10 protein-coding genes and 2 pseudogenes are annotated in these 11,100 nt (G+C 36.9%); 8 read left to right on the forward strand and 4 right to left on the reverse strand.

Features of this window, described 5'->3' with window-relative positions; translation table 11 throughout:
* The first annotated feature begins 454 nt into the window (after positions 1-454).
* Together pth and CWATDRAFT_RS25825 are read left to right on the forward strand one after the other, a co-directional pair.
* Positions 455-1,069, forward strand: coding sequence for an aminoacyl-tRNA hydrolase (gene pth / locus CWATDRAFT_RS25820; protein WP_007307764.1), 615 nt, complete (start codon positions 455-457; stop codon positions 1,067-1,069).
* A gap of 61 nt (positions 1,070-1,130) precedes the next feature.
* The gene (locus tag CWATDRAFT_RS25825; protein WP_007307765.1) at positions 1,131-1,442 is read left to right on the forward strand and encodes a 30S ribosomal protein PSRP-3; all 312 of its coding nucleotides are present in this window, start codon (positions 1,131-1,133) and stop codon (positions 1,440-1,442) included.
* 145 nt (positions 1,443-1,587) lie between these two features.
* Here the strand turns inward: CWATDRAFT_RS25825 and CWATDRAFT_RS25830 are convergent, their stop codons facing one another.
* Both CWATDRAFT_RS25830 and CWATDRAFT_RS25835 read right to left on the reverse strand, forming a co-directional pair.
* Positions 1,588-2,211 (reverse strand): 4Fe-4S single cluster domain-containing protein, encoded by a 624-nt coding sequence (locus CWATDRAFT_RS25830; RefSeq protein WP_007307776.1) that lies wholly within the window; start codon positions 2,209-2,211, stop codon positions 1,588-1,590.
* A 333-nt stretch (positions 2,212-2,544) separates the two neighbouring features.
* Positions 2,545-3,687: a hypothetical protein gene (locus tag CWATDRAFT_RS25835; protein WP_042712435.1), complete on the reverse strand. Its 1,143-nt coding sequence runs from the start codon at positions 3,685-3,687 to the stop codon at positions 2,545-2,547.
* A 179-nt stretch (positions 3,688-3,866) separates the two neighbouring features.
* Here CWATDRAFT_RS25835 and CWATDRAFT_RS25840 point away from each other — a divergent pair, with 179 nt between their 5' ends.
* The 6 genes and pseudogenes from CWATDRAFT_RS25840 to CWATDRAFT_RS25870 all read left to right on the forward strand — a co-directional run bounded on the left by CWATDRAFT_RS25840 (position 3,867) and on the right by CWATDRAFT_RS25870 (position 9,472).
* Positions 3,867-5,351: an IS1380-like element ISCwa5 family transposase gene (locus CWATDRAFT_RS25840; protein ID WP_007307766.1), complete on the forward strand. Its 1,485-nt coding sequence runs from the start codon at positions 3,867-3,869 to the stop codon at positions 5,349-5,351.
* Between the two features lie 244 nt (positions 5,352-5,595).
* Positions 5,596-7,122 (forward strand): IS5-like element ISCwa2 family transposase, encoded by a 1,527-nt coding sequence (locus CWATDRAFT_RS25845; RefSeq protein WP_007307767.1) that lies wholly within the window; start codon positions 5,596-5,598, stop codon positions 7,120-7,122.
* Positions 7,123-7,125: 3 nt separating this feature from the next.
* Positions 7,126-7,518 carry a hypothetical protein gene (locus CWATDRAFT_RS36315; protein ID WP_042711076.1) on the forward strand — a complete coding sequence of 131 codons (393 nt, stop codon included), beginning with the start codon at positions 7,126-7,128 and terminating at the stop codon, positions 7,516-7,518.
* A gap of 12 nt (positions 7,519-7,530) precedes the next feature.
* Positions 7,531-8,498, forward strand: a pseudogene (locus CWATDRAFT_RS40550) (RNA-guided endonuclease InsQ/TnpB family protein); the annotation flags it as partial.
* Between the two features lie 173 nt (positions 8,499-8,671).
* On the forward strand, positions 8,672-8,926 hold the full coding sequence (locus tag CWATDRAFT_RS25865; RefSeq protein WP_007307771.1) for a DUF4327 family protein: 255 nt from the start codon (positions 8,672-8,674) through the stop codon (positions 8,924-8,926).
* A gap of 303 nt (positions 8,927-9,229) precedes the next feature.
* Positions 9,230-9,472: a DUF4327 family protein gene (locus CWATDRAFT_RS25870; RefSeq protein WP_007307772.1), complete on the forward strand. Its 243-nt coding sequence runs from the start codon at positions 9,230-9,232 to the stop codon at positions 9,470-9,472.
* Between the two features lie 101 nt (positions 9,473-9,573).
* Here CWATDRAFT_RS25870 and CWATDRAFT_RS25875 read toward each other — a convergent pair whose 3' ends face one another.
* Both CWATDRAFT_RS25875 and CWATDRAFT_RS25880 read right to left on the reverse strand, forming a co-directional pair.
* Entirely contained in the window at positions 9,574-9,936 is a 363-nt protein-coding gene (locus CWATDRAFT_RS25875; RefSeq protein WP_007307774.1) for a hypothetical protein, read from the reverse strand.
* A 445-nt stretch (positions 9,937-10,381) separates the two neighbouring features.
* Positions 10,382-11,100: pseudogene (locus CWATDRAFT_RS25880) on the reverse strand (IS66-like element ISCwa4 family transposase); the annotation flags it as partial.

Consider the following 11,100-nt stretch of genomic DNA (forward strand, 5'->3'; position numbering starts at 1 on the left):
CAATCGTTATGGTTNTCACCGGGGATAGGGATTCCAGTATTTTCTAGGGCAATGCCAATAAATACCGCCCAATACCCGTATTGACGGGCAATTTCTTGAATGTTATCGAGTGACAGAAGTTCTATTGACATCTAAGGAAAACTTTACAAAGGTTTACGTTGTATTAATATCTTGACCTATTTTGCGGAGAAGTGTCAATGAATTGTGAACAATGATACTTTTTTAACCACTTTTGGGATTGTTCTCTGATAATAGTATCAAGATTATCCCTTGTTAGATTTGGCCAATAAAATTGAATGTCATCATATTTCAAATCATCTACGGCATTCCACAACAAATAGAAATCATAAATTTCTTCTAAGTAATCCCAAGATATACACAACTGACTAAGATACCCTAGTATTTGTTCTTGATAAGATAGAATAAGAAGTTGAAATATATAAGAATCAGCTAAATGTCTCCAGCAAAATCTAACTCATTAATTATTCCTCAATTAATTGTCGGTTTAGGAAATCCTGAACCAAAATATGATAAAACCCGTCATAATATTGGCTTTGAAATAGTAGATATTTTAGCTGAAACTTGGCAATTATCGTGGAAAGAAACCCGACGTTTTCAAGGCATGATAGCAGAAGGAAACAGCCGCAATCAACAAAAAATTTATCTACTCAAACCATCAACTTATATGAATCGTTCCGGTCAATCGGTACGAGCAGTAACCGATTGGTATAAACTAAAATCAGAGAATGTTTTAGTCATTTATGATGACATGGATCTGCCCATTGGTCGCCTGAGAATGCGTCTATCGGGGTCAGCCGGTGGTCATAACGGCATGAAATCGATTATTTCCCATTTGGGGGGGCAAAATTTTCCTCGTTTGCGCATTGGTATTGGTAAATCAAATCAAGTAGATAATACCATTCCCCACGTCTTAGGGCGGTTTTCTCCCGAAGAAAGGAAGATTATTGATAAAACCTATCCCTTAGTGGTTGATGCTATTGAAACCACCTTGAAAGAAGGAGTAGAAAAAGCCATGAGTCAATTCAATAGCCAAAAGGTCGCTCCATAGGTTATAATAGTAAGTTGTCTATGACTAGATATTATTGTCGTTTATTGAACCGGAGGGGCAATTGGAGCCTAGATTTATATTAAAAGTATTATGGTTAGATGCCAACGTGGCCATCGCTGTGGATCAAGTAGTAGGAAAAGGAACCAGTCCTTTAACAGCTTATTTTTTCTGGCCTCGTAACGATGCTTGGCAGCAGTTAAAAGATGAATTAGAGGCCAAACACTGGATATTAGAACCTGAAAGAATTGACGTATTGAATAAGGCCACAGAAGTGATTAATTACTGGCAGGATCTGCGCAATCAGGGTAAAAGTATTACCATGAAAGACGCTCAAAGTAAGTTCCCAGAAGTTACCTTTAGTGGCAGTAACTAAAGGCAATATTAGAATTTAGAATTTAGGTTATCCCACCGTTAACCGCTTAAGCGGTATGACGGTGGCTTCTAAAATAGAGATAGCTGAACATACTAGAAAAAGCCCTTTGTCGGAAGTTTCCGGCTTCACAGGCTGTCCATCATTATTAATCAGAGAAAATAGCTGTTCCTAAATAACCAGTAATAAGACGACTGCCATCTTTAAGAATATGTATTTCTGTTTGATCGCTTGCCCAATTTATACGATCCTTAAGGGTGGGGTTAAAAACATGGACTCGCTGATTACTAGAAGAAACATGGGAAGTTGGGGAATTTACCGCATAAGATTCAAGATAAGCTCCATCAACTAAAATATCAAGTTCAGTCAATAAATCCATAGAACCTTTAGGGGCAGAATTAGCCTGTAACTGTTCTAAAGTAAAGCCAGTAAATGACATAACATTGAGTCCTTTAGCTTTAATTTTACGGGCTAAAATAGCTAATTCTTGAGCTTGCCAAAAAGGTTCTCCCCCAGAAAAAGTAACCCCTTCATTAAGGGAATTACTGGTTATTTTTTCAACTAATTCATCCACTGATATTAATTGATTAATATCAAATGACCAAGACTCAACATTAAAACAGCCAGGACATTCCCTTGAGCATCCTTGAACCCAGACAACAGCACGACAACCAGGGCCATTTACATTTGATTGGTCAACATAACCCATAATATTCAGGTGTCCAGAGGGAATTTCTGTTTGTTTTAAATGAGGATGTTTTTTGACTTTCATTTGAATTCTCCTAATAATTACAAAAGATTGTTATGTAGCAGCAATCTTGCCCCTTAACACTCACTCGTAATGTGTAACCTGAGTTCGATATAAGGAAATTTATAGGCAACTGCTCAAAATCATGAGTCTTAAACCCTGATTATTTCATGGAAAAAAATCCAACTCCGCGCCTCACGTGTGTAGTTTTTTCCATTCTAGTTTTGAAAATAAGAATCCATCAAAAATTATTACAATTTTTTTAATTTTGGCTTTGGGATAAGTAACTAAAGATAAAAACACCGTAGGGGTCAACGGCCGTTGACCCCTACAATACATACATCTGTAGTGGAAGTTTTAAATAACTCGGAAACGATAGTTAACTAAACTATTACTAGAGCTATCTAAAAGTAAGAAATAAGTGCCATCTCCAGGTAAAGTTGCCCCAAAACCAAACCCAAAATTACTAGATGTAATCAGTTGATTTCCTGGACCAATGAGACGAAACTGGCCTGTAAAGGAATCACTTCCTAAGTCTTCTAGAGTAACGGTTTGATTAGCTACTCCTTCAAATCTTAAGACGCTAGTAGTATTAGGTTCGAGGGTTCCTTCAATATCCCTATTAAAGTTTAGAGTAGGTGCAGTATTACCATTAGAAAGATTGAAACTAAACTCTCCTGTACTGTTGCCATTCGCATCTACAATAAGTGTATAGGTTCCATCTTCAATTAAAGTAATGGGATCTAGATCCGAGTTAACATCCCTGTTAAAGAAACCATTACCACTGGGAATGATTAATTCAGCATCAATGTTAAAGTTGCCGCTAATACCATCGTAAATTAACCGTTGTCCCACAGTTCCGTCGAAAGTATAGATAATGCGATCGCCTATATTCTCAATGCTTCCTTCAACGGTTTCTCCTATAGTTAAAGCTGCGTCGATTGAATTAGTTTCTATGACACTGAAACGATATTCCACAGGTTGCTCATTAAAGCTAGATCCTGTTCCCACTATGAGATAAGTACCATCTCCAGGAATGGTAAACTCTGAACCTCTATTAGCAATAAATTCATTGCTTGGACTGTAAACCCTATAGTTGAGAGCAAACAACTCACTATTAAGCAGTAAGGTTTGACCTTCTGTTCCCTCAAAGCTAAACAGTGTAGGGGTATTGGGTTCAACGGTTCCCTCTACTGTGGTATTAAAGTCAATGGTGGTAGCAATGTTAGCATCCAAGAAACGGAAACTAAAGTCTCCTGTTGTGCTGCCATTGCCATCCACAATCAATTGATATGTCCCTGTTTCTTTGAGGGTAAGGGGATCTCTGTCACTATTAACACTAGGGGAAAAGTCGAACAGATTTTGACCTGCAGGACTGATGAATTCAACATCAATATTGAAGTCACCGCTAATCCCGAATTTCTCACAAAATCTGCGATCGCCAAACACAGAAGCCTTACAGGAAGTGGGTTTGAACAGAGCGATCGCAGATTTCCCCAACCAACAGTCTGTTGTCAGATTTTAAGTTAAAATCAACCCGAATTAGACAAAGATGAAAAGATAAATCAATCACTCATTTTTCCAAAAAAATTATTAATAAAATCTCTAATAGTACTAGATTGTTAGAATAAAATATGCTATAATTTAATTATTAAAGCAATTTACCTTAAACTGATTTAATGAGCCCCAGTCATCCCCGAACCCCTCGTCAAGTAATCAACTTTAGTAAACAGAAAGGAAAAGAAATAATCGCTAATTTTGATGGGGGACTAATCACTTCAGATGCGGGGATTGTCTGGATAGCTGAGTTGGATAAAAAACTGGGAATTACGGAGAAGTTTGGTAACTGTTTTCAAGATCATCGTCATCAATCTTATGTAGATCATTCCGTTCATGAGTTATTAGCACAAAGGCTTTATGGAATTATTTTAGGCTATGAAGATGTCAATGACCATGATAAATTACGTCACGATCCTGCCCTTAAGATCGCTTTAGAAAAGCTTAATGAACTTGAAGATAAAAAGGGATGGTTAGCTGGAAAAAGTACAATTAATAGATTGGAATATTGTCCTGAGACTATTCTCGACCAAAAAACGAGTCGTTATCATAAAATAGAACCCAACTTTGAAGCCATTGAAAAATCTTTTGTCGAATTTTGTTTAGAGTCTTATAAAAAACCTCCCTTAAGTATTATATTAGATATGGATGTCACGGATGACCAAGTACATGGTAATCAAGAAGGGGCATTTTTTAATAGTTATTATCACGGAGTATGTTATGCTCCTTTATATATTTTCTGTGGGCATCATTTATTAGTGGCTAAACTTCGTTCATCTAATGTAGATCCAGCCGATGGAGCCTTAGACGAATTACAAAGAATTATCGGACTAATTAGAGAAAAATGGTCAGAGACTCATATCCTAGTTAGGGGTGATAGTGCCTATGCCCGTGAAGAAATCTTCTATTTTTGTGAAAATCAGCCTTTAGTTGATTATGTTATAGCTATGGGAACAAATGACGTTCTTAAGTTACGAGCGGATGATGTAATTGAAAAAGCCAAACATGAATATGAAAAAAAACTAGCTCCAATAACTGAATTAATGGATAGTTTATTTCAGAAAAAAGAAGATTTAGAAGAAGTTAAAAAAATAGTACCAATTTCTACTTGGTATCGCTCTATTCGTTATAAAACAGAAAAGTCATGGAGTTGTCAAAGAAGAGTAGTGACAAAAGTTTGTTATGGAAGTGATGGCTTAAAAATGCGCCATGTGGTGACATCTTTGCCCGCTTCAAAAATTCCACCCTCAAAACTTTATACAAAAAAATACTGTCCGAGAGGCGAGATGGAAAATCGGATTAAAGAACAACAATTAGACTTGTCAGCTGATAGAACTTCAACTCAAACATTTCAAAGTAATCAACTAAGATTATGGATACATTCCTGGGCTTATGTTCTCATAAATGCTTTTCGTCAACACTGTTTAAAAAAAACTTCATTGGCTAAAGCAACTGTGGGAAGAATACGTCTAAATCTTCTTAAGTTGGGAGCCAGAATAAAGATTAGTTGTAGAAGAATTATTATCGCTATAGCTAGTGCTTGTCTTTATCAAGATATTTTGTCTATTGCTAACAAAAGAATTAAAACTATTCCTAATACTGGATAAGTAGAATAAGTTGTTTTTTAAAAAAGATATCTATCATAAGTTGTTGACTGAGTGATACTTTCATTTAGTCTTATTTATCGTGGAGAAAATCAAAAGTTAATATAATTAGGGTTTGCTGAATAAAAGCAAAACCCTATTCTTTAAAAGGTTACACCCATATTCGCGATCGCAAAAAAGATCAGCTTTGTCGGCTACAAACCGCTATAATTGGTAGAAACACCTCCCAGTTGTTGGTCAAGAACAAATGTATCGAAAAGAGGAGCAACCTTTACCGCCCCCAGAAAAATTTGAATTACCTTTCGAGGGCAAATTGTCCCCCAATAATTGTTGGGTAATCATGGCAGAGTTGATACCTTGGGATGATTTTGAGGAAGAATATGCTAAACTTTTTTCAGCAGAAAAAGGTGCGCCAGCCAAACTATTTAGAATGGCATTAGGGACATTAATTATTAAGGAAAAATTAGGAACAAGTGATAGAGAAACTATAGAACAGATTAGAGAAAATCCCTATCTACAATACTTTATAGGTTTAAATTGTTATCAACAAGAGCCACCACTGGAATCTTCAATGCTAGTTCATTTTAGGAAAAGAATTGATGGAGAATTGATAAACAAAATCAATAAAAAAATAGTAAAAAGAGAAATAGACAAGAGTGATAAAGAAGTAAAAAAAAAGGATTGTCTCCAAGAAAAAGGAGAAAAAATAAAAAACAAAGGTAAACTAATTTTAGATGCGACTTGTGCGCCAGCAGACATCAAATACCCAACGGATTTAGGCATATTAAATCAAGCCAGAATTGAGACAGAAAGAATAATAGATAATCTTTATAAACCATTAAGAGTAAAATTGAGAAAAAAGCCGAGAACTTCTAGAATAATTGCTAGAAAGGAATACTTAAAAGTAGCTAAAAAACGAAAAGTATCTTATCAAGAAAGAAGAAAAGCTATCGGGAAACAGTTAAAATACCTTAAGAAAAATTTAGGAAATATAGAAGACTTAATTCAAGCTGGGGCTTCCCTGGAAAATCTGAGTAAAAGACAGAAAAATTGTCTAGAGACTATCAAAAAAGTTTATGAACAACAACAGTCAATGTGGGAGAATAAGACCCAGAGTGTTCCTCAAAGAATTGTAAGTTTAACTCAACGGCATATTCGTCCAATAGTGAGGGGAAAAGCAGGAAAACCAATAGAGTTTGGAGCTAAACTCTCAGTAAGCTGTGTAGATAACTATGTGTTTCTAGACAAAATAAGTTGGGAAAACTTCAATGAATCTTGTCATTTAAAAGAACAAGTAGAAAAGTATAAAGAAACGTTTGGCTATTATCCCGAATCCGTCCATGTAGATAAAATTTATCGAACTAGGGAAAACAGAAATTGGTGTAAGGAAAGAGGGATAAGAATCAGTGGTCCGAAGTTAGGAAGACCTCCGAAAAATGTCAGTGAAGAAGAAAAGAAACAAGCCCACTCCGATGAATGCTTCCGTAATGCTATTGAGGGAAAGTTTGGACAAGCTAAACGAAGATTTAGCCTAAATCTCGTGATGACAAAACTCCCTGAAACCTCCATTACATCTATTGCTATTACATTTTTAGTTGTCAATCTTTCTAAACTTCTGAGGCAGTTTTTGTCGCTTTTTTTGTCCTTATTTACTAATAATAGAACAGAGGAACTCATCAAACCGCCTTTCATTAATTTTGATTATACTTTAAACAATTTTTGTGTACTGAAACTTATTGATTTGTCAGAAAATTCTTGGTCAAAAGTGGCATAAATTTTGGAGAAACTTTTTCAGCAAACCCTAACTACTGAACAGATTTGGTTGGGGTATAAGCATCGCTTCCCCGTGGAAACTAACTTCTATGTTGCCCAGGATAGTGCGGGGATGGAAATGCCCAGAGCCTGGACTGAGAATGCTATTAAGCGTCGTATCAGTTTAGCGATGCTAGCTGGGTTTGTACTCAAAGCGATCGCCGCCATGTCTGAACCTCTATCAATTGGACCCTGGGATCGAAGACCTCAACCCACGGCTGGTAGGTTAGCCAATTATCTTGATATTCATATCCATAATTTTCTGGCACTTGCTCTGAGCGGGGTCAAACCAAGAAACTACAAAAAAATTCCAACTCCTCAGAAGAGTAAGGGTTTGCCGTTGCCAGATACGGCTTAGATTGGTAAAACACGAGGTATAGGTATGCTTAAATTAGTAGGCTCTAGAGATATTAACTATTTTCAACCCGAACAAATAAAAAGAGTCAGAATATTAAAACGTGCAGATGGATTTTACGTTCAATTTTGCATAAAGTTAGATCCTAGAGACACTATAAAGCCTATTGAGCCATCAGGTAAAGCAGTAGGTTTGGATGTAGGACTCAAATACTTTCTGGCAGATAGCCAGGGAAATATTGAGCCTAATCCTAGATTTTACCGTAAAGCAGAAAAACGCCTAAACAAACTTAATAGAAGAAAATCTAAAAAGTTCAAGAAAGGCAAAAAACAATCCAATAACTATCACAAAGCTAGACAACGATATGCGTGTGCTAATTTAAAAGTAAGCAGAAAGCGAGAAGAGTTTGTCAAGAGAGTGGCACTCCGTTTAGTAAAGTCTAACGACTTATTATTCTGTGAAGATTTAAGTGTTAAGAACATGGTGCGGAATGCACCGCCGCTTTCCGCTGCCGCGTTCCTGCTGGATTTCAAATCCACCAGGAACGCGGCAGCGCATTCCACGCCTTGAATTCAATTCAAGGTGGGTCGGCGGTCAAAAATCGTCGTCTATCTAAGTCGATTAGTGATGCAGGATGGTTTCTTTTCCGTAGATGGTTAGAGTATTTTGCCGATAAATATGGGAAAATAGCAATGGCTGTTCCTCCTCATGGAACATCGCAAATTTGCTCTAATTGTGGGCAAAAAGTAGAAAAAACACTATCTACTAGAACCCACATCTGTCCTCACTGTAATTATGTCGAAGACAGGGACATCAACGCAGGAAAAAACATCTTGCAAAAAGGATTAAGTAGGTTGGGGCGCAGCCAAACTCACGCTTCAGGAGAGATTCCCTCTTGGTTAGTTGGAGAAATCCTGCTGGCTAACGGAAACTCGTTGAATGAAGAATCCCCTCGCCGTGATAGCAGGGGCGAACGTCAATGAAATAACTACACAGAAGATTAATATTTTTTTACATCCCGTAAACCTTTATATAACAGGGCTTGAGGACTAAGAAAGCAAAATGTATTCGTTGTTACAGCACAAAATTACTTTCTTCTGAATGAGATTTAGACTATAGTAAAGAGTAAGCCTTCCTAGTCACTTGGTAATTTACTATGAGTTCTATCACTCTACCCGCTCCATCTAGTTCAGTCCCTTCTACTAATTACACCATCAGTATGATTAAAGACGAGGTACGTCATTTGGTTGATACTGGTGTTGTCAGTCGTCAGCAACCCCTTTATGTTCTCTGTGAGTTTATTCCTCCCCGTGAATGGGTTTGTGTTGAAATCGAATTGGAAAGATGTGAATACTTACTAAGGGATCAAATTGGGGATCTCATGGCTTGCGAAAATTGGGACAACGACTAAGCTCCCATCATACAAAGATTTTTCTCATTTTGACAAGTCTAATTGTTCCATAAGTACCCAAAAAACTATCTTTTGTTAACAGTCAACCTTTTTGAATATACCCGTTGAGTCCTAATCCCCAGATTAGGGCTTAAATTTTGTTTAAGCAAGTAATTCTAAAAGAAAACGGAAATTTATGCACTTCCTGACACAATTGGGGTGAGAATGTAATCAAGAATACAAAAAGGATTTGCAGCTTTCGTCTGTAAGTTCGATGATTCTAAGGGTCTGGGTCTTCATATTTACCGGGTTGGTGTTTTAGAGATGAATCTTTCCACAAAATTTCCTGTTACTTTTTCTCGCTATTCTATCGATTTTATACAAGAAGAAGCACGTCATCTCGTAGATCGAGGTCTGATCAGTCGTCAACAGCGCATTTCTAGCTTATGCGATTATATTCCAGCAAGGGAATGGATCTGGGTTGAACACGAACTGGAAAAATTTGATTATTTGTTACGAGATCGCATTAGTGATCTGATTAGTTGTGAAACCTGGTCTAATGACTAAACTATAATATGAGTTCGGAGTTCGGAGTTCGGAGGTTTTCAACGTTTAACTCAAATATAAATAATTAATATCAATAGTCTTAAACATTTATTATTAGAAGTTTAAGACTTTTTTTTCTCTCTTAGATATTCAAGTTCTTGTCTAAGGGTGATAATTTTTTCGGTTAGTTGTTGAATTTCTTGGCCTACATCAGCTTTAGTTTTGGTTGAAGCAGGAGATCCTGGGTTAGTTTTTGAGGACTTCTGTTGATTTAACCATTTATCTAGGAATTCTCTAGCTTTTTGTTCGGTAATTTCTCCTTTTGCTGCCCATTCTTCTGTTTTTTTAGCGATTTCTTCTTGCAGTTCCGATATAGTTTGATTACGTTTTTGGCCATCTTGCAGGGTTTCTAAAACAGAAGCAGTGAAACCCACCCCAACCCTCATAGACTGTTGTATTAGTTGAACAATAGTGTCTGAATTCATATTAAAACAAGATTATTTTATTTATTCATCATCATGCCATAATAAGTATCAACTATCAACCAAAATATTAGGTAAACCTACCTTTTTAGGGTTGACAAAGTTACCTTGAAAATCAATGGTTTTTTCTTCAATAGTTCTTGCTTCGTAACTGCTCACCGCAACAAAAAAGTCTTATTGAAAAGCACTACAAACAACATCAGTTGAGTCAACAAAAATATAAGCCCTGTGATTTAGCGTAAAATTTAAGCTAATTTATTACGGCTATTTTAATGACTAACATTCCCAGAATCAAGTCTTTTAAAAACCTCAAATAAAAACAACAATATGAGAAAAAAAATAGTAAGATAGTTTTTGTTAGCGGAGATTATCCGCTAACCTTTTGTATTTTTGTGCAGAGAGATAGGGCGATCAAGAAAAATCTATCCCCCATCGGCTCCGGAGCCTTTTACATCTCTAATCCTGGGGGACTCCGACCAGCTAATGAAAATAATTCGCATAATTGGACAATGGCATTTTGCCCCTGTAATCTCATGGTCTCTAAAAAACTGAACATTTGGGTGACTAACTCTGCACCCCAGTCGCTTCTTGCTCCCCCACTTACTTTGCGGTGAATGACAATGGGACGTAAAGCTCTCTCAGCATCATTATTATCTGGTTTGACTTCAGGATAAGTTAGAAAGGTGAACCACTCTTCCCAATGACGTTTGAGACGGTTAATCAATCTTTGTGCATCATAAGGCCATCCTTTTTTGGGAGTTGCTTTAAAAATCTTTTGCAGTGAGTTCTCGACTTCTGTTCTTTTGGAGCCTAAGTCTTCAAGGGTTAAATTTCGAGCATGATAATGACGATAATGGATACGGGCGGTTGCTAAAACTTGCTGTACATCGGCAGCAAATTCTCGATTCGCTTGAAAACGACTGGTTTTAAGGGACTCTAACTCTCGTTCTAAATGTGCCAGACATTTCTGTTTGGCCATCGCACTTTGTCTAAAGTAGGCACTATAGCAGTCACTGGTGAGGATGCCCTTAAAATCTGCTCCTAACAATTTCTCGACTTCTGCGGAGCTTCTAGTGGGAGCCAACATCAACACACAGACCTCATTTGATGTGGCTACCCAAACCCAATACTTGATGCCATCGATGCAATAACTGGTTTCGTCAACAC

The organism is Crocosphaera watsonii WH 8501 (genome assembly GCF_000167195.1).
Lineage (GTDB): Bacteria > Cyanobacteriota > Cyanobacteriia > Cyanobacteriales > Microcystaceae > Crocosphaera > Crocosphaera watsonii.

What these genes read in the sequence shown, in the direction of transcription:
- pth (WP_007307764.1), top strand. Translation starts at nt 455, where the DNA reads ATGTCTCCAGCAAAATCTAACTCATTAATTATTCCTCAATTAATTGTC.
- CWATDRAFT_RS25830 (WP_007307776.1), bottom strand. Translation starts at nt 2,211, where the DNA reads ATGAAAGTCAAAAAACATCCTCATTTAAAACAAACAGAAATTCCCTCT.
- CWATDRAFT_RS25840 (WP_007307766.1), top strand. Translation starts at nt 3,867, where the DNA reads ATGAGCCCCAGTCATCCCCGAACCCCTCGTCAAGTAATCAACTTTAGT.
- CWATDRAFT_RS25845 (WP_007307767.1), top strand. Translation starts at nt 5,596, where the DNA reads ATGTATCGAAAAGAGGAGCAACCTTTACCGCCCCCAGAAAAATTTGAA.
- CWATDRAFT_RS25865 (WP_007307771.1), top strand. Translation starts at nt 8,672, where the DNA reads ATGAGTTCTATCACTCTACCCGCTCCATCTAGTTCAGTCCCTTCTACT.
- CWATDRAFT_RS25870 (WP_007307772.1), top strand. Translation starts at nt 9,230, where the DNA reads ATGAATCTTTCCACAAAATTTCCTGTTACTTTTTCTCGCTATTCTATC.
- CWATDRAFT_RS25875 (WP_007307774.1), bottom strand. Translation starts at nt 9,936, where the DNA reads ATGAATTCAGACACTATTGTTCAACTAATACAACAGTCTATGAGGGTT.